At 72.7% G+C, this 23680-nt stretch carries 18 protein-coding genes and 1 riboswitch; of the genes, 12 read left to right on the forward strand and 6 right to left on the reverse strand.

The annotated features are described in order from the left end of the window. Nucleotides 1-54: 54 nt before the first annotated feature. Both RM609_RS12530 and RM609_RS12535 read right to left on the reverse strand, forming a co-directional pair. The gene (locus RM609_RS12530; protein WP_311610462.1) at nucleotides 55-1275 is read right to left on the reverse strand and encodes an MFS transporter; all 1221 of its coding nucleotides are present in this window, start codon (nucleotides 1273-1275) and stop codon (nucleotides 55-57) included. Nucleotides 1276-1320: 45 nt separating this feature from the next. Continuing rightward, nucleotides 1321-3630, reverse strand: coding sequence for a chitinase C-terminal domain-containing protein (locus tag RM609_RS12535; protein ID WP_311610688.1), 2310 nt, complete (start codon nucleotides 3628-3630; stop codon nucleotides 1321-1323). Nucleotides 3631-4038: 408 nt separating this feature from the next. Continuing rightward, nucleotides 4039-4169, forward strand: a riboswitch (FMN riboswitch). A gap of 187 nt (nucleotides 4170-4356) precedes the next feature. Here RM609_RS12535 and ribD point away from each other — a divergent pair. From ribD to RM609_RS12585, 10 genes are all read left to right on the forward strand, one after another. Further along, nucleotides 4357-5490, forward strand: coding sequence for a bifunctional diaminohydroxyphosphoribosylaminopyrimidine deaminase/5-amino-6-(5-phosphoribosylamino)uracil reductase RibD (gene ribD, locus RM609_RS12540; RefSeq protein WP_311610464.1), 1134 nt, complete (start codon nucleotides 4357-4359; stop codon nucleotides 5488-5490). A gap of 2 nt (nucleotides 5491-5492) precedes the next feature. After that, nucleotides 5493-6122: a riboflavin synthase gene (locus tag RM609_RS12545; protein WP_311610466.1), complete on the forward strand. Its 630-nt coding sequence runs from the start codon at nucleotides 5493-5495 to the stop codon at nucleotides 6120-6122. Further along, nucleotides 6119-6775, forward strand: coding sequence for a nicotinamide mononucleotide transporter family protein (locus RM609_RS12550; protein WP_311610468.1), 657 nt, complete (start codon nucleotides 6119-6121; stop codon nucleotides 6773-6775). Before RM609_RS12545 ends, RM609_RS12550 begins: the two co-directional genes overlap by 4 nt. Then, nucleotides 6772-8055: a bifunctional 3,4-dihydroxy-2-butanone-4-phosphate synthase/GTP cyclohydrolase II gene (locus tag RM609_RS12555; protein ID WP_311610469.1), complete on the forward strand. Its 1284-nt coding sequence runs from the start codon at nucleotides 6772-6774 to the stop codon at nucleotides 8053-8055. The genes RM609_RS12550 and RM609_RS12555 overlap by 4 nt, the downstream gene beginning before the upstream one ends. A 28-nt stretch (nucleotides 8056-8083) precedes the next feature. After that, entirely contained in the window at nucleotides 8084-8569 is a 486-nt protein-coding gene (gene ribH / locus RM609_RS12560; RefSeq protein WP_311610470.1) for a 6,7-dimethyl-8-ribityllumazine synthase, read from the forward strand. 33 nt (nucleotides 8570-8602) lie between these two features. Beyond that, on the forward strand, nucleotides 8603-8872 hold the full coding sequence (locus tag RM609_RS12565) for a phosphoribosyl-ATP diphosphatase (protein WP_045932822.1): 270 nt from the start codon (nucleotides 8603-8605) through the stop codon (nucleotides 8870-8872). Nucleotides 8873-8938: 66 nt separating this feature from the next. Beyond that, the gene (hisG, locus tag RM609_RS12570; protein WP_311610471.1) at nucleotides 8939-9787 is read left to right on the forward strand and encodes an ATP phosphoribosyltransferase; all 849 of its coding nucleotides are present in this window, start codon (nucleotides 8939-8941) and stop codon (nucleotides 9785-9787) included. A gap of 49 nt (nucleotides 9788-9836) precedes the next feature. After that, the gene (locus RM609_RS12575) at nucleotides 9837-10301 is read left to right on the forward strand and encodes a PH domain-containing protein (RefSeq protein WP_311610473.1); all 465 of its coding nucleotides are present in this window, start codon (nucleotides 9837-9839) and stop codon (nucleotides 10299-10301) included. Between the two features lie 232 nt (nucleotides 10302-10533). After that, nucleotides 10534-11865 carry a hemolysin family protein gene (locus RM609_RS12580; protein WP_311610689.1) on the forward strand — a complete coding sequence of 444 codons (1332 nt, stop codon included), beginning with the start codon at nucleotides 10534-10536 and terminating at the stop codon, nucleotides 11863-11865. Next, complete coding sequence (locus tag RM609_RS12585; RefSeq protein WP_311610474.1) at nucleotides 11862-12941, forward strand: hemolysin family protein; 1080 nt, start codon at nucleotides 11862-11864, stop codon at nucleotides 12939-12941. Before RM609_RS12580 ends, RM609_RS12585 begins: the two co-directional genes overlap by 4 nt. Nucleotides 12942-12997: 56 nt before the next feature. Here the strand turns inward: RM609_RS12585 and RM609_RS12590 are convergent, their stop codons facing one another. Both RM609_RS12590 and RM609_RS12595 read right to left on the reverse strand, forming a co-directional pair. Further along, a complete protein-coding gene (locus tag RM609_RS12590) occupies nucleotides 12998-14914 on the reverse strand; it encodes an AAA family ATPase (protein WP_311610476.1) in 1917 nt (638 codons plus the stop codon). A gap of 521 nt (nucleotides 14915-15435) precedes the next feature. Beyond that, nucleotides 15436-16029 carry a uridine kinase family protein gene (locus RM609_RS12595; protein ID WP_311610477.1) on the reverse strand — a complete coding sequence of 198 codons (594 nt, stop codon included), beginning with the start codon at nucleotides 16027-16029 and terminating at the stop codon, nucleotides 15436-15438. Between the two features lie 170 nt (nucleotides 16030-16199). Here RM609_RS12595 and RM609_RS12600 point away from each other — a divergent pair, with 170 nt between their 5' ends. Both RM609_RS12600 and RM609_RS12605 read left to right on the forward strand, forming a co-directional pair. Further along, entirely contained in the window at nucleotides 16200-17570 is a 1371-nt protein-coding gene (locus RM609_RS12600) for a C39 family peptidase (protein WP_311610479.1), read from the forward strand. A gap of 605 nt (nucleotides 17571-18175) precedes the next feature. Next, complete coding sequence (locus RM609_RS12605; RefSeq protein ID WP_438828425.1) at nucleotides 18176-20404, forward strand: putative bifunctional diguanylate cyclase/phosphodiesterase; 2229 nt, start codon at nucleotides 18176-18178, stop codon at nucleotides 20402-20404. A gap of 25 nt (nucleotides 20405-20429) precedes the next feature. Here RM609_RS12605 and RM609_RS12610 read toward each other — a convergent pair whose 3' ends face one another. Further along, nucleotides 20430-20852, reverse strand: a complete 423-nt coding sequence (locus RM609_RS12610; RefSeq protein WP_311610480.1) for a DUF779 domain-containing protein — start codon at nucleotides 20850-20852, stop codon at nucleotides 20430-20432. Between the two features lie 142 nt (nucleotides 20853-20994). Beyond that, on the reverse strand, nucleotides 20995-23520 hold the full coding sequence (locus tag RM609_RS12615) for a tetratricopeptide repeat protein (protein ID WP_311610482.1): 2526 nt from the start codon (nucleotides 23518-23520) through the stop codon (nucleotides 20995-20997). Between the last annotated feature and the right edge of the window lie 160 nt (nucleotides 23521-23680).

Here is a 23680-nt window from a genome sequence, read left to right on the forward strand (position 1 = left end):
CGGCCCGCGGCGGCGCGTGGCCCCGCCGGCGCCCGTACCTAGCGGCGCCCGTACCTAGCGGCGTTCGACCGCCGCGGCGGCCCGGCCGGACGTCGCCGCGCGGACCGGGGCGCGCAGTACGCCCGCGCCCGCCACCAGCCCCGCGGCCCCCGCCGTCACCAGGGCGAAGGACACCGTGAGCGAGCTGGCGTTCGCGATCTGCCCGATGACGGCCGGCGCCACCAGCCCCGACGTGTAGGTGATGGTGGCCACGCCCGCTATCGCCCGACTGGGCTCGGGCCCGCTGCGCCCCGCCGCCGCGAAGGCCAGCGGCACGACGACCGCGATGCCCAGTCCCAGCAGGCCGAACCCGGCGATGACCGGCACCGCCGAACCCCCGGCGACCACCAGCACCCCGCCGGCCGTCGCCAGCGCGCCCCCGGCCCGTACGGTGCGCACCGGCCCGAAGCGCCGCACCGCCGCGTCGCCCGCCAGCCGGGCCGCCGCCATCGTGCAGGCGAAGGCCGTGGTGCAGCCCGCCGCGACCCCGGCGCCGGAACCGACGACGTCCCGCAGATAGACCGCCGACCAGTCCAGGCTCGCGCCCTCCGCGAAGACGGCGCAGAACCCCACCGCCCCGATGGCCAGCGCCGACCGCGGCGGAGCCGAGAACCGCGGCGGAGGATGCTCCTCCGGCTCGGCGCGCAGATCCAGCACCCAGTGGCAGACGACCGCGCCCAGCAGGACCAGGACGCCGGCCGCCAGCCCGAGATGGACCCGGGCGTCCGTATTGGCGTGCGCGGCGACCGTGCCCGCCACCGAACCGGTGAGCGCCCCGGCGCTCCACATCCCGTGCAGTCCGGACATGATCGAGCGGCCCAGCCGCTCCTCGGTGCGCACGCCCAGGGCGTTCATGGCCACGTCCGCCATCCCGGACGTGGCCCCGTAGACCGCCAGCGCCGCGCAGAACGTGATCATCCCGGGGGCGACGGCGGGCAGGACCAGCGAGGCGCACCACAGGGCGAGCAGGGCGCGCAGCGCGGCCCGTGAGCCGTAGCGGTGACTTATCCGCCCCGCGAGCGGCATCGCGAGCGAGGCGCCGACCGCGGGCAGCGCGAGCGCCAGCCCGAGCCGGCCGGCGCCGATGCCGAGGTGGTCCTGGAACCAGGGGACGCGGGTGGCGAAGCTGCCGGTGACCGCGCCGTGCACGGCGAAGACCGTCGCCGTCGCGACCCTGGCCCGGCGTACCACCGCCGGGGGACCGCCGTGTTCCACGCGTCCCGTGCTGCCGTCCATACGACCCCTCCTCGGCATCGGCCCGTCTTCACGGACCTCAGTGCATCAGCACGTGCCGAGGTCCTGCCATACGCCCCAGTCGCCGGTGGTCCCGGGCTCCTCGCCCTTGGTCCACCACTTGGCCTTCCAGCTGTGGGACTTCCAGGAGACAGTGGCGCCGCCGTTGTAGGCGGTCGCCGTGTTCCAGGCGGGGGCGGCGCAGGTGCCGCCGGTCGGGGTGGCGGTGGGCGTGCCGGTCGGGGTCGCCGTCGGGGTGCCGGTGGGGGTGGGGGTCGGGGTGGCGCCGCCCGGGTCGACCACGGTCGTCCCCCGCGCCAGGTCGCCGGCCAGCGCGTACGTCGTCCCGCCGACGGTCACCGTCCAGTTGGACGGGGTGGCGGCCGGGAGGTAGTAGACGAAGTCGACGACGGCCGTGGCGCCCGGGGCGAGCGACTGGTAGGAGGGCAGCTTGAGGGAGACCCGGTTGTAGTCGCCCTTGAGGCCGCCGATGTTGTCGGCCGCCGTGTGGTCGCTGCGGACGACCTTCAGGCCCCAGCCGGACTGGTCCTTGGCGTTGCCCGGTGCCGAGTTGCCGTAGTCGAACTGGAACTCGGAGCCGCCGGGGATGGTGGTCTTGCTGTTGTTGGTGATGCGCAGCTTGGGGCTGATGGGGTAGTTGGAGTCGCCGAGGGGGAAGTCGGTGAGGCTGACGTCGATGTCGAGGGCCTGGGTGGGCAGGTCGGTGGTCGCGCGCCGGGCGCCGTAGGCGGGGGCGGACTTGAAGGCGTCGTACATCGCAGAGGTGAGCGTGCTGCCGGGCTCGTACTGGCCCTTGGCGGCGTTCCAGCCGTAGTCGCCGGCGAGTTCCCAGATCATGGTGCCGCCGAGGCCCTTGTCCACGACGTACTGGGCCTTGGCCTTGACCGACTGCTCGTCCTCGGTGGAGAGGAAGACCTTCTTCTCGGCGTTCCACAGCCAGGGCGCGGTGAGCGTGGCGTCGTAGCGACGGGTGTAGGTGCCGGTGAGCTTGGTGCCGGTGGGGAAGCCGTAGCGGGTGAGGTAGTCCCCGGCGACGCCCTTCTCCAGGTTCTTGGCGTGCCACATGGGGTTGGAGCCGGCGGGGGACTCCTTGCCGTTGTCGTCGAGGTCGTGCCAGAGGTTGTCGACGCCGACGGCGCCGTCGCCGCAGGTGGTCAGCCCCGAGCCGGCCGGGCAGTCGGTCGTCTTCGCCTGGCCCCACAGACCGTCGGTGCCGCCGGTGACGTTCTTCCAGCCGCGGGTGTAGTACGGCAGGCCGAGGTTGACCCGGCCGGGCGGCAGGGCGCCGCGGAAGTAGTGATAGGCCCAGTCGCCGTTCAGGTAACCGATGCCGCCGTACTGGGCGGTGGTGTAGACGCCCCACTTGGCGAGTTCGGCGTCCTTTCCGTCGTCGTACAGCGCGGCGTTCGGGCCGACGAATTCGTTCCAGGCGCCGTGGAGGTCGTACGACATGACGTTGACGTAGTCCAGGTACTTCGTGGCCTGGTAGGTCTCCATGCCGCGCAGCAGGTATCCGGAGGAGGGCGCGGCGACGGAGAGCATGTAGTGCTTCCCGTCGGCGGCGCCCGCCCGGTCGAGCTTTTCGCGCAAGGATTTCAGCAGTGCCGTGTAGCCCTTGTTGAGCCCGCCGCGCCGGGCGTTGGCGAGCGCCCAGTCCTTGGGGTTCCCGGCGTCCTTCATGGAGGTCGGGTACTCGTAGTCGATGTCGACGCCGTTGAACCCGTACTTCTTGATGAACGCGACGGCGGAGTCGGCGAAGGTGTCGATGCCCGTCTGGTTGACCGAGCCGTCGGCGTTCGTGGCCGTCTTGTAGAAGCCGCCGGAATCGACGCGCTTGCCGTTCTCGTCGATGTATCCGCCGGTCTCGGCCCAGCCGCCCACGGAGATGAGGGTCTTCACGTCCGGGTGCTGTTTCTTGAATTTGTTGAGCAGGTTGAAGTGGCCCTTGTAGGGGAGGGCCGGGTCCATTTCCGCGCCGGGCGCTGTGGGCCAGGTCATTCCGGTCGCGGGATTGTCCGGGCCGTCCGCGCCGACGGATATCTTGTCGTCCGCCCCGACGTGCGCGAAGGCGTAGTTGAGGTGGGTGACCTTGTCCCAGGGGATGTCGGGGGCCAGATAGGCGGGGGTGCCGTCCTTGCCGGTGCGCCAGCCGGTGAAGTAGCCGATGACGCGGCGCTGGTGGTCGGCGCCCATCTTCTCCCGGCCGGCGGTGTCGTAGACCGAACAGTAGGGGACGTCGACGCCCGGGGTGGTGTAGAGCCCGTCGGGGCGGCAGGCGGACTGGTCCTGGGCGTGCGAGGCGGTGGCCGAGAGGGTGCCGACGAGCAGCCCGGCCATCGCGGTGCCGACCGACGCGAGGGCGGCGGCTCTTCGGACTCGGGGTCCGGATGGTCTCTTCAGGGACAACACGAGCGTGTTCCTCACAGTGGGGGCTCTTGCGAGCGCGGTGCGTGGGGGGCTTGCGACGTGCTGCGGCCCGTGGTGTGCGCCCACCGGCGGGCCTTTCGTGCTTTCTCGAAGACATGGCTCGGAGGTGTGGCAGAGGTTAAGAGGACTAGACCAGTGCGTCAATAGGTCCGGACCAGGACGCCGTATTCCCTCGTCGCCCTCGGTGTGAGCCTCGGCGCACTGTGTCAAGTCCCCATGGACACCGCGCCGCCGCCCGGCGTACGCTCGGAACGTCCGGCAAGCGGATCAAGAAACCGCAGGTCAGGCACCCTGTACTATTGAGCGAATATTTTTACGCAGCGCACTCCGGGGTCGGTGAAAATCCGAACCGGCGGTTACAGTCCGCGACCCGACCGCAGCCGGCGGCCGGTTGACCAGGTGAAATTCCTGGACCGACGGTTAAAGTCCGGATGGGAGGCAGTGCGCGGCGGGCACGCATCGGCACCACCGTCACAGGTGACGCGGATGGGTGGCGGTTCCACCGGTTCTCACCACTGGCACCGTCGTACCCTCTCCCGTCCCCGGCCGGACGGTCCCCGCCGCTGTGATCCCGCTCATCGTCGTTCCTCAAACGACGCCCCGGAGTCCGTTGCCCGATGAGGCAGGAGGACCCCGGTGGCCACCGCGACCGAAACAGACGCGATGCGACGCGCCATCGCGCTCGCCGCCCGCGCCCTCGGCTCCACCAGCCCCAACCCGGTCGTCGGCTGTGTCGTCCTCGGCCCCCGCGGCCGTGTCCTCGGCGAGGGCTGGCACCAGCGGGCCGGCGGTCCGCACGCCGAGGTCAACGCCCTGCGCGCCGCCGCCGACGCCGGCCACGACGTCCGGGGCGCCACCGCCGTCGTCACCCTCGAACCCTGCAACCACACCGGCCGCACCGGCCCCTGTGCGCAGGCCCTCATCGAGGCCGGCGTCGCCCGGGTGGTCTACGCGGTCGCCGACCCGAACCCCACCGCCACCGGCGGCGCGGCCACCCTGGCCGCCGCCGGCGTCGACGTCGAGGGCGGCCTCCTCACGGACCCGGCCGCCGAGGGCAACGCCGCCTGGCTCACCTCCGTGCGCCACGCCCGCCCCTTCGTGGTGTGGAAGTACGCCGCCACCCTCGACGGCCGCAGCGCCGCCGCCGACGGCACCAGCCGCTGGATCACCTCCGCCGAGTCCCGCGCGGACGTCCACCGGCTGCGCGCCGAGGCCGACGCCGTCGTCGTCGGCTCCGGCACCCTGCGCGCCGACGACCCCCACCTGGCCGTACGCGGCGGACTGCTCCGCCGGGGCACCGTCACCCAGCCGCTGCGCGTCGTCATCGACACCCACGCCACCGTCAAGCCCGGCGCCCGCGTCCTGGACGACGCCGCGCCCACGCTCGTCGCCGTGGCCGAGGACGCCGACACCCGCCACCTCGCCGGCGTCGACACCGTACGGCTGCCGCGCGCCGAGGGCGGCACCGGACTCGACATCCCCGCGCTGCTCGACGTCCTCCACCGCCGCGAGATCCGCTCCGTCCTGCTGGAGGGCGGACCCACCCTCGCCGGCGCCTTCCTGGCCGCCGGCGCCGTCGACCGCGTCATCGGCTATCTGGCCCCCGCCCTGCTGGGCGCCGGACCGGCCGCCCTCGGCGACGCCGGGATCGGCACCATCACCCAGGCGCTGCGCCTCGACGTCACCGACGTCTCCCGCCTCGGCCCCGATCTGCGCGTCACCGCCACCCCTCTCGCTCCCGCCACCGCTCCCGCCACCGAGGAGAACTGACAGTGTTCACCGGAATCGTCGAAGAACTGGGTGAGGTCGTCGCCGTCGAGGAGCTCGGCGACAGCTCCTGCTTCCGGCTGCGCGGCCCCCTGGTCACCGAGGACGCCAAGCACGGCGACTCCATCGCCGTCAACGGCGTCTGCCTCACCGTCGTGGACACCGCGGACGGCGAGTTCACGGCCGACGTGATGGCCGAGACCCTCAAGCGCTCCAGCCTCGGCGCCCTCGCCGCCGGCTCCCGCGTCAACCTCGAACGCCCCATGGCGCTCGGCGGACGCCTCGGCGGCCACCTCGTCCAGGGCCATGTCGATGGCACCGGCACCGTCGTCGAGCGCGTGCCCGGCGAGCACTGGGAGATCGTGAAGATCGCCCTCCCGGCCCCGCTCGCCCGCTACGTGGTGGAGAAAGGCTCCATCACCGTCGACGGGGTGAGCCTGACCGTGGTCGAGGCCGGTGACGACTTCTTCACCATCAGCCTCATCCCCACCACGCTCGCCCTGACCACCCTCGGCATCAAGCAGCCCGGGGACCCGGTCAACCTCGAGGTGGACGTCCTCGCCAAGTACGTCGAGCGGCTCCTCGGCCGGCCCGGCGCCCAGGGGGCCGCGGGCGCCGAGGAGGTCGTGGCGTGAGCGCCCTCGACTGGCTGAGCCAGGAGGCCTTCTCGGCCTTCGGCCAGAAGGTGATCTGGTCCGACATGATCGGCAACACCGTAGGCCTCGCCGCCCTCGCCCTCGGCTGGCGCCGGTCCATATGGACCTGGCCCGCCCAGCTGCTGTCCGGCGTCATCCTCGTCACCGCCTACGCCTCCGCCCACCTCAGCGGTGGCGTCGGCAAGCAGCTCCTGGTCATCGGGGTCGCGGCGTGGGGCTGGCGGCAGTGGACCCGCGGCAGGCGACAGGCCCAGGACGGCTCCCTCGCCATCCGCTTCGCCTCCTGGCGCGAGCGCGCGGTGCTCCTCGCCGGTACCGCCGTCGGCACCGTCGCCGTCGGCGCCCTCTTCACGGCCGTCCCCGAACTGTCCTGGAACCCCTGGCCGGACGCGTACATCTTCGTCGGCACCCTCGCCGCGATGGTCGCCCAGGCCCGTGGCCTGGTGGAGTTCTGGTTCGCCTGGCTGCTCGTCGACGTCGTCGGCGTCCCGCTCGCCTTCGACAGCGGGCTCGCCTTCTCCGGCCTCGTCTACGTCGTCTACTTCGCCCTCGTCCTGTGGGGCATGCGCGACTGGTGGCTGCGCTCCCGTATGAGCACGGCCACCCCCGTTACGGAAGGAGTGGCGGCATGACCGCCCTGCAGAGCTGGTACGCGAGCGACGAGATCGTCCTGGACCCCGTCGAGCGCGCCATCGCCGACGTGGCCGCGGGCCGGCCCGTCGTCGTCGTGGACGACGCCGACCGCGAGAACGAGGGCGACCTCATCGTCGCCGCCGAGAAGGTCACCACCGAGATCGTGGCCTTCATGATGAGCGAGTGCCGCGGCCTGATCTGCGTGCCCATGGAGGAGCCGGACATCGACCGGCTCGACCTGCCGCAGATGGTCACCCGCAACACCGAGTCGATGCGCACCGCCTTCACCGTCTCCGTCGACGCCACCCGCGCCCACGGCACCGACACCGGCATCTCCGCCGCCGACCGCGCCGTCACCATCCGGCTGCTCGCCGACCCGGCCGCCATCCCCGGCGACTTCGTCCGCCCCGGCCATGTCTTCCCGCTGCGCGCCAAGCCCGGCGGCGTCCTGGCCCGCAACGGCCACACCGAGGCCGGCGTCGACCTCGCCCGGCTCGCCGGGCTGCGCCCGGCCGCGGCCATCGTGGAGATCGCTGGCGAGGACGGCGCCATGCTCCGCCTGCCCGAGCTGGTCCCCTTCGCCCGCAAGCACGGCCTGTCGATCATCTCCATCGAGGACCTGATCGCCTACCGCCGCACCGCCGAGCCCACCGTCCGCCGCGAGGCCGAGACCCGGCTGCCCACGGCCTTCGGCGACTTCACCGCCTACGGCTACCGCTCCACCGTCGACGGCGTCGAGCACATCGCGCTGGTCGCCGGCGAGCTCGGCGACGGCGAGGACGTCCTGGTGCGCGTCCACTCCGAGTGCCTCACCGGCGACGTCTTCGGCTCGCTGCGCTGCGACTGCGGACCGCAGCTGCACGCCTCCCTGGAGCGCGTCGCCGACGAGGGCCGGGGCGTCGTCCTCTACCTGCGCGGCCACGAGGGCCGCGGCATCGGCCTGCTGCCCAAGCTGCGCGCCTACCGGCTCCAGGAGGACGGCCACGACACGCTCGACGCCAACCTGGAGCTGGGCCTGCCGGCCGACGCCCGGGACTACGGCGTCGGCGCGCGGATCCTCACCGACCTCGGGGTGCGCTCGCTGCGGCTGATGACCAACAACCCCGACAAGACCGCCGCCCTCGTCCGGCACGGCCTCAAGGTCAACGGCCGCGAGCCCATGCCCGTCCAGGCCGGCGAGCACAATCTGCGCTATCTCCGCACCAAGCGGGACCGCATGGGACACGACCTGCCGTGGCTCGACGGCGAGCAGCGCGTATCCACCTGCGGCAACCAGTGATCAGAAGCAACGACAGAGGAGAAGGTAAGTGAGCGGCAAGGGCGCCCCCCAGCTGAGTGTGAAGAACTGCCAGGACCTCCGGGTGGCGGTGATCGCGGCACAGTGGCACGAGAAGGTGATGGACGGTCTCGTCGACGGCTCCCTGCGGGCCCTCCACGAGCTCGGCATCGACGAGCCGACGCTGCTGCGCGTCCCCGGCAGCTGGGAGCTGCCCGTCGTGGCCAAGGTGCTGGCCGGCCGGGGCTACGATGCCATCGTCGCCCTCGGCGTCGTCATCCGCGGCGGCACCCCGCACTTCGACTATGTGTGCCAGGGCGTCACCCAGGGCCTGGCCCAGGTCTCCGTCGACACCGGCGTCCCCATTGGCTTCGGTGTGCTGACCTGCGACAACGATCAGCAGGCCCTGGACCGCGCCGGGTTGGAGGGCTCCACCGAGGACAAGGGCCACGAGGCGGTCACCGCGGCCGTCGCCACGGCGGTCACCCTCCGCTCGGTCTCCGAGCCCTGGCACTGACCCCGGCCGGGAGCGGCGTAGGGTAGGGGGACCATGTCCAAGAAGACGTTCGAGGAGCTCTTCGTCGAGCTCCAGCAGAAGGCCTCCGGCGACCCCGCCACCTCCCGCACCGCCGAGCTGGTGGGCAAGGGCGTCCATGCCATCGGCAAGAAGGTCGTCGAGGAGGCCGCCGAGGTCTGGATGGCCGCCGAGTACGAGGGCGCCGAGGCCACGGCCGAGGAGATCTCCCAGCTGCTGTACCACCTTCAGGTGATGATGGTGGCCCGGGGCATCTCCCTCGACGACGTATACGCTCATCTGTAGATCCACCGGATCCGCAGACCCCACCCCCACCCGCTTCTTTTCTCCGCACAAAAGGAAAACGACCTCATGCTGCGCATCGCCGTCCCCAACAAGGGTTCTCTCTCCGAGCCTGCGTCGGCGATGCTCCATGAGGCCGGCTACCGCCAGCGCAAGGACCGCAGGGAGCTCGTCCTCGTCGACGCCGAGAACGACGTCGAGTTCTTCTTCCTGCGGCCCCGCGACATCGCGGTCTACGTCGGCTCCGGCCGCCTCGACATCGGTATCACCGGCCGTGACCTGCTGCTCGACTCCGGCTCCAAGGCCGAGGAGATCATGCAGCTCGGCTTCGCCGGGTCGACCTTCCGCTACGCGACCCGCCCGGGCACGGCCCAGGACGTCAGCGAGTTCGGCGGGATGACGATCGCCACCTCCTTCTCCGGCCTGGTCACCAAGCACCTGGCCGACAACGGCGTCGACGCCTCCGTCGTCCACCTCGACGGCGCCGTCGAGACCGCCATCCAGCTCGGCGTCGCCGAGATCATCGCGGATGTCGTCGAGACCGGCACCACCCTGCGCAACGCCGGACTGGAGATCATCGGCGAGCCGATCCTCAAGTCCGAGGCCGTCGTCATCCGCCGCCACGGCGCCCCCGCCGACGACCCCAAGGTCCGGCAGTTCCTCCGCCGGATGCAGGGCGTCCTCGTCGCCCGCCGCTACGTGATGATGGACTACGACATCCGCGTGGAGCACGTCGAGCGCGCCGTCGCCCTCACCCCCGGCCTGGAGTCGCCCACCGTCTCCCCGCTGCACCACGAGGGCTGGGTCGCCGTCCGCTCGATGGTCCCCGCCCAGGACGCCCAGCGCATCATGGACGAGCTCTACGAGCTGGGCGCCCGCGCCATCCTGACCACCGGCATCCACGCCTGCCGCCTCTGACGGTCCCGTAGGGCCTTGAGCACCCACCGACCCGAGGAAGAACACCGACGTGACCAACCCCGTGCCGCACGCCGACTCGCCGCGGCTGCCCGTCACCTTCCGCCCGACCCGCACCCGCGCCGTGCTCCTCGGCATCGGCGGGGTCCTGCTCGTCGTGCTCACGGTGATGTCGCTGCTGCTGGAGACGTTCACCACGGGCGACCGGATCACGTTCATCTGCACCGGGCTGCTCGGGTTCGGGGTCCTGGCGCTGCTCAGCCGCCCCAAGGTCGTCGCCACCGAGGACGGCGTCACCGTCACCAATCTGACGACCGTCCGCCGGCTCGCCTGGGCGCAGATCGTACGGGTCAATCTGCGCTCCGGCGACCCCTGGGTCCACCTGGACCTCTCCGACGGAACGAGCCTGCCCGCCATGGGCATCCAGACCGGCATCGCCAAGCAGCAGGCCATCGCCGACGCCCGTGCCCTGCGCGCGCTCGTCGACACCCACGGCACCGTCCACTCCTCGGACTGACCCGCGACACACTTCGTTTCCCTGCCTGAACGATCACGTTCATGACGTGAGCGATCGGGTACGCGACCTGACGATGCCGTTGACGGTTCCTTGATTACTCTGGTGCCACGGGCACACACGTGCCCGCCCCGCACCGGGGACACCTGCGAACCGAGGAGTGACGTACTCCGGCAATGGACGGATCGTCCTGTAGTACCTGCGCCGCCCCCCACAGCGAGGCGGCGTCATGAGTATCACCGTGTCTCTTCTGCTGCTCGTGGCAGCGCTCCTGCTGATCCTGGCGAACGGCTTCTTCGTCGCCGCCGAGTTCGGTCTCGTGACCGTCGAGAGGCCGGAGGCCGAGCGGGCCGCCGCCGACGGCGACCCCCGGGCCCGGACCGTGGTCGCCTCGCTGCGCGAGCTGTCCTTCCAGCTCTCCGGTACCCAACTGGGCATCACCATCACCTCCTTGGTGGTCGGCATGCTCGCCGAGCCCGCCCTCGGCCGGCTGCTCACCGGCCCCCTCGCGGCCACCGGGCTGCCGGCCTCCGCCGCGCCCGGCGCCGCCGTCGTCACGGGCATGCTGATCGCCTCCGCCGTGCAGATGGTCGTGGGCGAGCTGGTGCCCAAGAACTGGGCCGTCTCCCGGCCGCTCCAGGTCGCCCGGTTCGTGGCCGGCCCGCAGAGCGTCTTCGCCCATCTCTTCCGGCCCGTGATCACCGGGCTGAACGCGGTCGCCAACCGGCTCGTGCGGGCCCTGGGCGTGGAGCCCGCCGAGGAGCTGGCCTCCGCCCGCACCCCCGGCGAACTCGTCTCGCTCGCCCGGCACTCCGCCCGGGCCGGCGCGCTGGAGCAGGACACCGCCGACCTCTTCGTACGGACCCTCTCCCTCGGCGGGCTGACCGCCCAGCACGTCATGACCCCCCGGGTGAAGGTCAGCGCCCTCCAGTCCACCGCGACCGCCGAGGACGTCCTCAACCTCACCCGTGCCACCGGCCTCTCCCGCTTCCCCGTCTACCGGGAGCGCCTCGACGAGGTCGTCGGCATGGTCCACCTCAAGGACGCGCTGGCCGTCCCCGGCCACGACCGGCTGCGCACCCCCGTGGCGCGCATCGCCGTCGCCCCGCTGCTCGTCCCCGGCACCCTGCCCGTCCAGCCGCTCCTGGAGCGGCTGCGCAGCGGACAGCCGATAGCCGTGGTCGTCGACGAGTACGGCGGTACGGCCGGGGTGGTCACCCTGGAGGACATCGTCGAGGAGCTCGTCGGCGAGGTCCGCGACGAGCACGACGCGCTCGACGCGGCCCGGCCTGACCTGGTGGCGGTGCCCTGCGAGGACGGGCGCGCCGTCTGGGACGCCGACGGCGGCTGCCGCGTCGACACCCTGCGCCGCATCGGCCTGGAGGCGCCCGACGGCCCCTACGAGACCGTCGCCGGTCTCGTCGCCGGCCTGCTGGGGCGCATCCCCGCCCCGGGCGACGGCGCCGAGCTGCCCGGCTGGCGGCTCCAGGTGCGCCGGGTCGGGCACCACCGCGCCGAGCGGGTGCGGCTCGTCCGTTCGGACGCCACCGTGGGGGAGCGGCGATGAACGTGCTGCAACTCCTGTTCGCCGTCCTGCTGGTGCTGGCGAACGGCTTCTTCGTGGGCGCCGAGTTCGCGCTGGTGTCCGTACGGCGCAGCCAGATCGAGCCGAGGGCCGCCGAGGGGTCGGGGCGGGCCCGTACCGTCCTGACCGGGCTGGAGAGGCTGCCGGAGATGATGGCGGCGGCCCAGTTCGGCATCACCGTCTGCTCCCTGACGCTGGGCGCGGTCGCCGAGCCGACCGTGGCCCGGCTGCTGGAGCCCGCCTTCCACGCGATGGGCCTCCCCGAGGGGCTGATCCATCCGCTGGGCTATGTGATCGCCCTGGCCCTGGTGGTCTTCCTCCATCTGGTCATCGGCGAGATGGTGCCCAAGAACCTGGCCATGTCCGCCCCCGACCGGGCGGCGCTGTGGCTGGGCCCGGGCCTGGTGACCTTCGCCCGGCTGTGCCGGCCGGTCACCCACCTGATGGGCGCCTGCGCCCACGGGGTGCTGCGGCTCTTCCGCGTCGAGCCCAAGGACGAGGTGGAGGCGGTCTTCACCAGCGAGCAGCTCAACCGGCTGGTCGACGACTCCCGGCAGGCCGGCCTGCTGGAGCCCGAGCAGCAGGAGCGGCTGGAGGACGCGCTGGGCCTGGGCAGCCGCCCGGTCACGGACGTCCTGCTGGACCCGGCCACGCTGGTGACGGTCGAACCGTCGGTCACGCCCCGGGAGGTCGAGGAGCTGACGGTCCGTACCGGCTACTCCCGCTTCCCGATATGCGCCTCCCCGGGCGGGGCCGTCATGGGCTATCTGCATGTGAAGGACGTCCTCGACCTGGAGGACCGCGAGCGGGCGGTGCCGCAGCACGTGTGGCGCCGCGTCCAGACGATCCGTGCCGAGCTGCCGCTCGACGACGCGCTCACCGTGATGCGACGCGCCGCCGCCCACCTGGCAGCTGTCGCGGACTCGTCGGGGCGGGTGCTGGGGCTGGTGGCGCTGGAGGACGTGCTGGAGATGCTGGTGGGTGAGGTGCGGGATCCGGCCCACCGGATTGTTCCGGCGGCGGTTCCGGTACAGCGGACGGCTGTGATGACGGGCTGAGCCCGTGACGGCACCGCCGGGGAGCCCGGCGGTGCCGAACCCCTCAGGGGGAGCCGTCATGGCGCGGGATCCTGTGGATCCCCCTGCCGGCGCCGGGGCGAGCCCCACCCCGGCCCCGAGAGAACCTCCCCGTACGCCTGCATGAGGTCCGGCAGCCGCAGCGTCGCGAGGTCGTCCCGCGTGGGCGTCCCCGCGTAGCCCGAGAGCCGTAGGTCCCGGTACGCGCAGCTCTTCTCGTACAGGGTGCGCAGGAAGCGCCCGTTGCCGAGTTCGTCGATCCAGCCCTGCTCCACCACGTGGGCGCTGATGCTGCGCAGTTCCTCCAGTGCCTCCTCGTCCCAGGCGTCGCCGTTCTCCGCGGCGAGGACCTCGCCGATGCTGGTGAGTTCGGCGGGGCGGTAGCTGGGGAAGTCCACGCGGGTGGTGAAGCGGGAGTGCAGCCCGGGGTTGGCGGCCAGCAGGCGGTCCATGCCCTCCGGGTAGCCGGCCAGGATGACGACGAGCCGGTCGCGGTTGTCCTCGGCGCGCTTGAGCAGGACTTGGAGGGCCTCGTCGCCGTAGGCGTCGCCCTTGCTGTAGCCGGAGTTGGAGAGGCTGTACGCCTCGTCGACGAAGAGCACCCCGCCGAGCGCGGAGTCGATCAGGTCGTTGGCCTTGACGGCCGTCTGGCCCAGGAACTCGCCGACCAGGTCCGCCCGCTGGGCCTCGACGAGATGGTCGCCGCCGAGCAGCCCCAGGGCGTAGAAGACCCGGCCGAGGATCCGGGCGACGGTGGTCTTGCCGGTGCCGGAGGGGCCGGAGAAGACGAAGTGACGCTTGGGGGGCTGGACGGGCAGTCCCTGACCGGCCCGCAGCCGGGCCATGTGCAGCTGCGCGGACAGCGCCCGCACCTGCCGTTTGACGGGCTCGAGGCCGACCATCCGCTCCAGTTCGGCGAGGGCCTTGGCCAGCAGGACCGGGTCCGAGCGGCCGGGCGCGGGCGGCGGGCCGCCCTGGGCCGGGACACGGAACTTCTCCCGTACGCCGTCGGCCTCGACGGGGGCGTTGCCCGGGGTGTCGCCGGGCGCGGGATCGGGGCCGGTGCCGGTCAGCAGGTCGAGGGGGTCGGTGAACTGCTGGGGCTCCGGCTCCCCGCCGGGCTCCTGCGGCTCGGGGGCGACGGGCCCGCCGAGCGGTACGGGCGCCAGGTCCGCCGGGACGTCGTCGAGGCCGTCCGCGTCCGCGATGGCGGTCAGCCGGGCGGCGGTGTCCATGAAGGACGGGTCCACCCGGTGGACGGCCCGGTAGAGGGGGAGGGCGGCGGCGCTGCGGCCCGTGCCCTCGTGGGCGCGGGCGAGCCAGTAGCGCAGCTCCTTGCGCTGGGGCTGCTCGCTGCGGCAGCGCATCAGCGCGGCGGCCAGCAGCGGCTCGGCTTGTCCGTACATCTCCAGGCGCACCCGGGCCATGCCGCCGAACAGGCCCGCCTCGATGCCGAGCAGCGCGTCGTCGAGGAGCGGCTCGGTGTGGCGGACGAGCTGCTCCCAGTCCTTGACGAGATACGCGCGGCAGGCGTGGAGGAAGCGCACCTGGGCGTCGGTCTCCGCGGGCGGGCAGCCGGCGAGGGCGCGGTCGAGCTCGGGGACGTGCCGGCTGTCGAGCCAGTGCGAGGCATGGGCGAGCAGCAGATCGCGATGGCTCTCCAGTACCGGCTGTACCCACCAGCCCAGCCAGTACCAGGAGTTAAGGGGCCGCCGGTGGCGGGCGCGCTGTTCGCCGAAGCGGTCGCGGTGCCGGTACATCCGCAGCAGCGCGGTGGTGGTCTCCGCGCGCAGCGCGTGGAGACCGAGCCAGGCGTCGGCCATCCCCGGGTCGGCGCGGACCGCCGCCCGGAACTCCTTCTCGGCCTCGGTGTACGCGCCCATGGTGTAGGCGTCGACGGCGCGCAGCCAGGCGAGATCGGCCGGGGCGGGCGGGCCCTGCATGCCGAGATCCATCACGTCCCCCACAAACCTGCCCCCGTAGCGTGCCGTGCCGACGGGCGAGTGCCTTGGCCGCGCCTTTCCGAACCGCTGTGCTGTGGACGGGAGTTGACCATCAATGCCGGTGCGTCCCGCGCGGCCGGCCCGGGGCCGCCCGTCATCGGGTGTGCCGTCTCGCATCGTACCTGCGCGATCGGTGTCGGCCGAAGGGTGTGGGGGAGCGGTTCGCGGCACGGGCGTGAGCCGGGGGCGGCCGGGAAAGCGATCCGGAGAGCGATCACCCAGGGTGACCCCGTGCGGCGGTGCGAGGGAACAAACGACGCGAATCGCCGGGCGGAGGGCAGTACGAAGCCCCCGATCACGGGGGAACAACCGGGGGCTTCGCGTCTGCAAGCGGCCTTGGCCGGCCGCACATTGAGAACGTAAGTCCTGTAAGCCCCCTGGGTCAAGCCGAGTTGAGGCAGTAGGCGGGGAACCTACGCACCCTTAGCGCGGTTCGGGCGTGGGTGTGCACGGAGAGTGAGGAGGTGCGGGGATCAGTCGGTTTTCGGGTGCCTCTCCAGCATCTCGTATCCCTCAGTGCACTGGAGTACCAGTAGTCCTGCGTAGGGCCGGGAGGGGTCGGCGGCGAAATGCGCGCGCTCCGCTCGCTTCCAGCCGTCCCAGAATTCGGTCAGTTCGGGGCCGTCGCGGAGTTGACCCCTTTCCCAGGAGCCCTCATCCGCCAACTCCATCCACAGCAGGCACGCCAGATACGGCCTCAGTTCCCGTCGCCCCGCGCCCACTCCCTCCAGCAGAACCACGGGCGCGGCGGGCAACTCCCGTTCCTCCGGAGGGAATCGGCGTGCCACCCAGTCGTAGGCGCGGTACCGGGCCGCCTCGCCGCGCGCGAAGGGATCCAGCACCCACTCCCGCAGCCGCCCCATCCACTCGAACAGCTCCTCGTGCGTCGCGAGGTCGTCGAGGTGGAGTACCGGGGCGCCGCCCAGGGCCGCCGCCAGCCGCTCGCTGAAGGTGGTCTTGCCCGAGCCCGCGTGCCCGTCCACCGCGACCAGCCGTACGGGGCCGACGGACGGGGGCAGCGCGCTCAGCCGGCGGGCCAGACCGCTCAGCGTGGTTCGTTCGTTCACCGCACCACCCTAGGACCGCGTCGCCGGGACCCGTCCGCGCCCGGCGCGGTATGGGGGACGCGCCGTGCGGGAATCACTGGCCTGGGCCGCCCGGTGGCGCGATAGTGGTCCGGCCTGCCGGGCCGGTCCGGCAGGCCCGCGGCACCGACCACACACGACTGGGGGACCACATGTCCAGCAGACCCACACCGCGTCGCACCGTGCTCACCGCGGCCCTCGCCCTCACGGCCGTGACCGGGCCGCTGGCCTCGGTCTCCGCCGCGGGCGCCCCGGCCGGCGGCGGCTCCGCCCGCCCGGAGGGTTCCGTCGACTACCGGGCCTGGTCCACCTTCCCCCAGTGGGCCGGCGGCAAGGGCGCCGGCACCAAGGTCGTCGGCGGTGACCGCCCCGGTCTCGTCATCGACCGCTCCCTCGGCGCCGTCGACTACACCGACCCGCACACAGGCACCACGGCCCGCTGGGAGCACGCCACCTGGCTCTCCCCGCTCCGCCGCCTGGATGCGCCCGCCACGGAGATCGTCGTCTCCTGGAACGCCCGTACCCCCGCCGGCACCTGGCTCCAGGCAGAGCTGCGCGCCGCCTACGCCGACGGCACCCGCACCCCCTGGTATGTGATGGGCCGCTGGACCTCCGGCGACGCGTCCGGCGACATCCGGCGGACCTCGGTCGACGGCCAGGGCGACAAGCGCAGCAGCGTCTCCACCGACACCCTCGCCGTCGACGACCGCGCGAGCGGGACGCGCCTGGCCGCTTACGAGCTGAGGCTCACCCTCTACCGCAGGCCCGGCACACAGCTGACCCCCACCGTCTGGCGGCTGGGCGCCATGGCCTCCGACATCCCCGACCGCTTCACGGTGCCCGCCTCGCGGCCGGGGGAGGGGGCGGGCCACAAGCTGCGGGTCCCGCGCTACTCGCAGGAGATCCACAAGGGCCAGTACCCGGAGTACGACAACGGCGGCGAGGCGTGGTGCAGCCCCACCTCCTCGCAGATGGTCGTCGAGTACTGGGGACGGCGGCCCTCGGCCCACGACCTGGCCTGGGTCGACCCCTCCTACGCGGACCCCCAGGTCTGCCACGCGGCCCGGTACACCTACGACAACCAGTACAAGGGCTGCGGCAACTGGCCCTTCAACGCCGCCTACGCCGCCACGTACCGAGACCTCCAGGGCGTGGTCACCCGGCTCCGCTCGCTCGACGACGCCGAGCGGCTGATCCGCGCGGGGATCCCGGTCATCACCTCGCAGTCCTTCCTCGCCACCGAGCTCGACGGCGCCGGTTACGGCACGGCGGGCCATCTGATGTGTGTGATCGGCTTCACCGGCGGCGGCGACGTCATCGCCAACGACCCGGCCAGCCCCTCGGACGCCGCGGTCGAACGCGTCTACAAGCGGCGGCAGTTCGAGAACATCTGGTTGCGGACCAAGCGCCACAACGCCCAGGGGCAGGTCAAGAGCGGCTCGGGCGGCGTCTGCTACCTCTACTTCCCGGTGCGCCCGACGACCCGCCAGGCACGCGCGCTGGCCTCGGTCGGGGTGCGCTGACCGGTCCGGCCCCGGTGACGATCCCTCTCATCCGGGACCCCCCACGTGTATCGCACATACATCCTCCATATGATCATTTGCAGCGGTGGCCGGTAAGCGGCCGATAGTGATTGATTTCGTGATCATCGCCACGTCTCGCCACCACGGCGGTCGCGGTGAAGCCCTGGGCCGGAAGAGATGCATGTCACGCGATCGGGTGGTTTCGAACTGCCGTGGAGGACGCACCCGCAGGAGGTGAAGGTGGCCGGTGGCCGAATGCGGATGAGTCATTTCCGCTTGACGCTTCCATTCGAACGAACGATCAGTAGCCTCTGCTCAACACTCCCCGACACCCTTGTGATGAGCTGGAGACACACTCTGATGGAGCGTCCCACCAGGGCCCCCCGGGGCATCGACCCGTCCCTGCCCCACGTGTCGGGTCTGCCGAGGGTCACGCCGGAGAAGAAGCGGTACGGCATCGACCGTGCGGTTTGTTCTTCGTCGCCGACACGCCCTCAACAGGACGCCGTGACTGCCACCGCCGCCCGCATCCGGAACGGGAATCCCATACGGACGCGGCACGCCGGGGCGGGGTGGCAGCCGTGACCGGACGGTTCAGTGGCAGAATGCTGCCTGTGAAGCAAACCGCCTCCCCGGTTTCGTACGCCGCAAGGGAACCGGCCAACGGAACCGCCGGCTGCGAACTGCGTGACGACCGGCTGCGGCGGTTCGCCGCCATATGGAGCCGTGCGGTCCACCCGTCGCTGACGGCATCCGTCTCCCGCGCCGAGTTCGAACGCCACCTCGTACCGCTGGCCGCCGTACTCCGTGACGCCCTCCACGCCCGGCCGTTCGACCCCCGGCCCGCCCACGACGTCGGCGCCGCGCTGGTCGCCGCGCACTGCACCGACGCCGAGGCGCTGCCCCGGATCCTCGGCGTCATCGACGCCTATCTGGTGCTCTATCTGCCACCCGGCCACCCCATGCCCGCCGAGGAGAGCCGCGCCCGCTGCTCCCGCATCCAGCACGCCGTCGCCGCGGGCTTCTCCCAGGCCCTCGCCGAGCACGCCCGCGCCGAGGAGGCGGCCGCCGCCAAAGCGGCCCGCGCCGCCCTCACCGACGCCGAACGGGCCCTCCACACCAGCGAGGCCCGCTTCCGCGCCGTCTTCGAGGACACCTCCGTGGGGGTGGGCATCGCGGACGTCGACGGCCGCATCATCGACGTCAACGGCGCGCTCCAGGGCATGTTCGGCAGCCCCGGCCGCAAGGTGACGGGACGCAACGTCGGCGAGCTCGTCCACCCCGACGACGCCCCCGAGTTCTGGAGCCTCTACCGCGAGCTCGTGCGCGGCGACCGCGACCACTACCGCGTCGAGAAGCCGTACTACCGCAGCGACGGCAGCGTCGTGTGGACCGACATGTCGGTCACCCTCCTGCGCGACGCCGCCGGGGAACCCCGGTACCAGCTGGCGCTGATGGAGGACATCACCGAGCGCCGCCAGCTCCACGCGCGCCTGCGCTACGAGGCCACCCACGACCCCCTCACTGGCCTGCCCAACCGCACCCTCTTCTTCGAACGCCTCGACCAGGCCCTGGAGACCGGGGCCGGCCCGGAGCCCGCCGAGGAGGGAGCCGGCCGCTTCGGCCTCTGCTACCTCGACCTCGACGGCTTCAAGGCCGTCAACGACAGCCTCGGCCACGCCGTGGGGGACCGGCTGCTCGTCGCCGTCGCCGAACGGCTGCGCGCCTGCGCCACCGGGCCCCGGGAACTCGTCGCCCGCCTCGGCGGCGACGAGTTCGTCGCCCTGATCACCGGCCCCGCCGCCCCCGGCGAGGCGACCGCGCTGGCCCGGCGGATGCTGGCCGCCCTCGCCGAGCCCGTCCACCTCGACGGCCGCGACCTGTCCGTACGGGCCAGCATCGGCATCGTCGACGGCACCGCCGGCCAGCTCGGCGCCGCCGAGGTACTGCGCAGCGCCGACATCACCATGTACCGCGCCAAGGCCGCCGGCGGGAACCGCTACGAGCTCGCCGACGCCGACTCCGACGCCCGCGCCATCGCCCGCCACGGCCTCACCAACCGGCTGCCCGCGGCCCTCGACAACGGCGAGTTCTTCATCGAGTACCAGCCGCTGGTACGGCTGGAGGACGGCACCGTGCGCGGCGCCGAGGCGCTCGTCCGCTGGCTGCACCCGGTGCACGGGGTGCTCGGCCCGGACCGCTTCATACCCCTCGCCGAGAGCACCGGCCTCATCGTCCCGCTGGGCCGCTGGGTCCTGGAAGAGGCCGCCCGCCAGGCCCGCTCCTGGCACACCGAGGGCCCGGGCGGCACCCCCTTCCGCGTCAACGTCAACCTCTCGCCCTCCCAGCTCCGCTACCCCGGCCTCGTCGCCGACACCGTCGCCGTGCTGGACGACGCGGGCCTCGACCCCTCCGCCCTGTGCCTGGAGGTCACCGAGAACGCCCTCATCGGCGCCGACGAGGCGGAGCTGCGCCCGCTGCGCCAGCTCGCCGACCTCGGCGTCGACATCGCCCTCGACGACTTCGGTACGGGCTACTCCAACCTCTCGTACCTGCGCCGGCTGCCCGTCAGCACGCTCAAGCTCGACCGCTCCTTCACCCGCGGCATGCAGTGCGCCCCCGCCGACCCCGTCGATGTGAAGATCGTCGAAGGCATCGTCTCGCTCGCCCACACCCTCGACCTGTCGGTCACGGTCGAGGGCGTGGAGACGGGCACCCAGGCGGACCACCTGCGGCTGCTGGGCTGCGACACGGCCCAGGGCTGGTACTACGCCCGCCCCGGCCCGCCGGACCGGCTGCACACCCTCTCCCTGGCGGACGCGGCCTCCGTCTGACGGACGGAGGCCGGCGGGCGCGGGCTCAGCCGGTGGGGGGTGTGGCGGCGGCGCCGTCGAGGGCACGGGACTCCCGGTCCGTCAGCAGCCGTGAGCGGATCAGGAAGCGCACCCCCTCCGGAGCCTCCAGCGAGAAGCCGCTGCCCCGCCCCGGCACCACGTCCACCGTCAGATGGGTGTGGCGCCACCGCTCGAACTGCTCGGCCGACATCCAGAACCCGATGGGCTCCGCCACCCCGTCGACGACCAGCTCGGCCAGCAGCACGTCCGAGCCGCCCGTGCGGAACTCGCCGCGCGGGTAGCACATCGGCGAACTGCCGTCGCAGCAGCCGCCCGACTGGTGGAACATCAGCGGCCCGTGCCGCTCGCCGAGCCGCCGGACGAGCCCGGCGGCGGCGGGGGTGAGGGCGATCCGCGAGACGCCCCCGCCGTTCCCGTGCCCGCTCATGGGTGGTGCCCTTGCCGCCGGCCTAAGTGAGGATTCATGGAATATCCCTCCTCGATGCGCGCCCATGTGCTGAGGGACGACAGCCTGCCCCGAGCCGGGAGCTGATCGCCAGAGGAACGCGACGGAGTCCGCCGCCGGGGCCTCACCCCGGGGCCGTGTACCAGTCGAACTCGTGGCCGACGTGCCGGTAGGTCCCGCGCGGCCGGACGAGCGTCCAGTCGTAGTCGGGCATGTTGTCCCAGGACCGCTGGAAGTCCGCCAGCGCCTCCTGGGTGCGCCGCTGCGCGCAGTGCACCGCGCCGCGCCGGGCGAGCGCCCAGTCGTTGTCCGGCCGGATGCGCAGGGCTTCGTCGAGATCGCGCAACGCCTCCTCGAAGCGGCCCTCGCGCCGGTGGACCTCCCCTCGCCCGGCCAGGCACCAGTCGTAGCCGGGGCGCAGATCGATGGCCCGCGTGAGGTCGGCGTGCGCCTCGTCGTACCGCTCCAGCAGCCGGTACGTCGCGCCGCGCACCGCGTGCGCCCACCACGAGTCCGGCTTGAGGCGCAGGGCGTGGCCGCAGTCGGCCAGAGCCAGATCGTAGTGGCCCTCGCAGCGGTGGGCGCAGGCCCGCCCGATGAACAGCAGCGAGTCGTCGGGCCGGTGGCCGAGGGCGCGGGTGAAGGCCTTGGCCGCGTCCTCGGGCTGCAGGGTGGACAGATAGGACCAGCCGCGTTCGGCGTGGGCCCAGTGGAGTTCGGGGTTGATCTCGACGGCCCGCGCCAGGTCGGCCAGCGCGTCGCCGAACCGTCCCATCAGCCGGTGGGTGGCGCCCCGCCCGGCGAGGGTGACCGGGTCGCCGGGGGCGAGTTCCAGGGCGCGGGTGAAGTCCGCGCGCGATTCCTCGAGACGGGACATGGCGCGGTAGAGGGCGCCGCGCCCCCGGTAGACGCGCGGGGAGGCCGGATCCAGCTGAAGGGCGTCCCGGTAGTCGGCTAGCGCCTCCTCGGCGCGCCCGGCCCTGCGGTGCCGCTCGCCCCGGGCCACGAGCGCCGCGACCCGCCCGGCGGTGTCCAGACCGGGCTCGGCCAGCAGGACGTCCAGGGCGGGGGTGACGTCGGCGCGCTCGTCCGGCAGGACGTCCAGCAGCCGCTGCCCGAGGCTCCGGGCGGCCTCCACGTCGGCCGCCCCGCCGGCCTGCGTCAGCATGTCGGCGCAGGTCCGGACCCGGGGCGGCTCGCAGGCGCAGGCGTCGACGAGGAAGCGCATCGTGGTGCGTGGCGAGCCCTGCGGGAACGCGCACACATGGTGGTAGCGCTCCTCCAGCGCGTACCGCAGCCAGCGGTCGTCGGCCCACCGCGCCTCCGGTGCCAGGGTTTCCTCCAGCCGCAGCCGCCACCCCTCGAACGCGCCGGCCAGCGCCCGGTGCCGGTCGTACCAGCGTTGGGGCGAGTGATGGCGCTGATGGCGCAGGAAGGCCGCCCGGATGGGCTCGTTGTACTGGCAGACGCCGCCCTGGTCGGTGACGAACGCGAGGGTGCGCAGCCAGCCGAAGAGACCGGCGGCCTCCGGGTCGGCCACGGCCCGGTAGACGTCCTCGTCGAGCAGACGGGGGACGGCGCACGCCAGCGCCGCGGCCCGCCGGACCGGGTCGTCCACCCCCTTGAGGACCCGCTCGACCGTGGCGCCGCTGACGTCGGCGAGATGCGGGTCGCCGGGGCCGTTCTCGGCCATCAGGGCCACCTGCCGGGGCAGCCTGCCGGACTCGCGCAGCAGTACGGCGACGCCGCGCTCGTCGGTGATGCCCTTCGCGGCCAGCAACTGCCGGGCCTCCGCCTCGGTGAAGACGTCGAGCGGCATCTGCTGGACCACGCCCAGCTGGTCGCCCCACCCGGCGTAGCCGAGCGGCTGCTGTCCCGCGAGGGCGATCACGGCGTTGCCGGGGAGCGTGCCGTGGACGGCGCTCAGGAGGAGCTCGCGCAGCCAGTCGTCGAGCACCGGCGCCGTGCGCTCGTAGTCGTCGAAGAACAGCGCCAGCCAGGGGCGGCGGCCCGCGATGTCGTGGAGGTCCTTGGCGAAGACGGGCGTGAGCGTCCTGACCGGGGACATCACCAGTTCGACGTCCTCGCGGTTGTGGAAATGGCTGCCGAGCCATTCCCGCAGCCGGTCCGTCGCCTGGGCGAGCTCGGTGGCGTCGGCCGCCTCGGCGACGAACCCGAGGCCGGGCACCAGCCCCAGCGACGCCAGCCCGATCCGTGCCGCCACCCGGCTGGAGGCGGAGGGGGAGCCGTCCCGGCCGGGCGCGGGCTGCGCCGCGTGGGCGAGGGCCTCGGCCTCGCGCAGCTTGCGGTGGTAAGTGGTGAGGAGGCCGTCGAACTTCTTGAGGGGGAAGCCCTGGCGCGCCAGCTCCGCGCCGATGGCCGCCATGGTGTCGACGACGGTGCGGGCCGCGTCGGTGACGTACGCGGTCAGGGCCCCCTGCGCCCGCGCGCCGCTGATCATCTGCTGGAGCAGGAAGGTCTTGCCCACTCCGCTGGCGCCGTGGAGGTGGAAGACGAAACGGTGGGAGGGGTCGTCGGCGGGCTGCCGTAAGTTCTCCTGGAAGCAGGTGAGTTCCGCCTGGCGGCCGACGAGTCCCGAGCGGTGTTGACGAGCGATCAGTTCCTGTAGTGACGTGCCCTGTTCCGGCATCGAACCCCCCGTGCCGTGTCCGTCCCTTTCGCGGTGCCGCACTGCCGTGGTGCCGTGGTGCCGTGGTCAGTATGCGCGCCGGGGCGAACGGTGGCGGACGCAGCGAAGCGCTTCGGGCCGGAATCCGAAGCGGGGGGCGAACGGGGCGGGCGGGTCGGCG

The sequence above is a fragment of the Streptomyces hesseae genome (genome assembly GCF_031845785.1).
Taxonomy (GTDB): Bacteria; Actinomycetota; Actinomycetes; order Streptomycetales; family Streptomycetaceae; genus Streptomyces; species Streptomyces hesseae.

Excerpts from the sequence above, each read along its gene's own strand:
- RM609_RS12585 (WP_311610474.1), top strand. The coding sequence starts at position 11,862 with ATGAACGTGCTGCAACTCCTGTTCGCCGTCCTGCTGGTGCTGGCGAAC.
- RM609_RS12590 (WP_311610476.1), bottom strand. The coding sequence starts at position 14,914 with ATGGATCTCGGCATGCAGGGCCCGCCCGCCCCGGCCGATCTCGCCTGG.
- RM609_RS12600 (WP_311610479.1), top strand. The coding sequence starts at position 16,200 with ATGTCCAGCAGACCCACACCGCGTCGCACCGTGCTCACCGCGGCCCTC.
- RM609_RS12530 (WP_311610462.1), bottom strand. The coding sequence starts at position 1,275 with ATGGACGGCAGCACGGGACGCGTGGAACACGGCGGTCCCCCGGCGGTG.
- hisG (WP_311610471.1), top strand. The coding sequence starts at position 8,939 with ATGCTGCGCATCGCCGTCCCCAACAAGGGTTCTCTCTCCGAGCCTGCG.
- RM609_RS12535 (WP_311610688.1), bottom strand. The coding sequence starts at position 3,630 with ATGGCCGGGCTGCTCGTCGGCACCCTCTCGGCCACCGCCTCGCACGCC.
- RM609_RS12605 (WP_438828425.1), top strand. The coding sequence starts at position 18,176 with ATGCTGCCTGTGAAGCAAACCGCCTCCCCGGTTTCGTACGCCGCAAGG.
- RM609_RS12610 (WP_311610480.1), bottom strand. The coding sequence starts at position 20,852 with ATGAGCGGGCACGGGAACGGCGGGGGCGTCTCGCGGATCGCCCTCACC.
- RM609_RS12615 (WP_311610482.1), bottom strand. The coding sequence starts at position 23,520 with ATGCCGGAACAGGGCACGTCACTACAGGAACTGATCGCTCGTCAACAC.
- RM609_RS12565 (WP_045932822.1), top strand. The coding sequence starts at position 8,603 with ATGTCCAAGAAGACGTTCGAGGAGCTCTTCGTCGAGCTCCAGCAGAAG.
- RM609_RS12555 (WP_311610469.1), top strand. The coding sequence starts at position 6,772 with ATGACCGCCCTGCAGAGCTGGTACGCGAGCGACGAGATCGTCCTGGAC.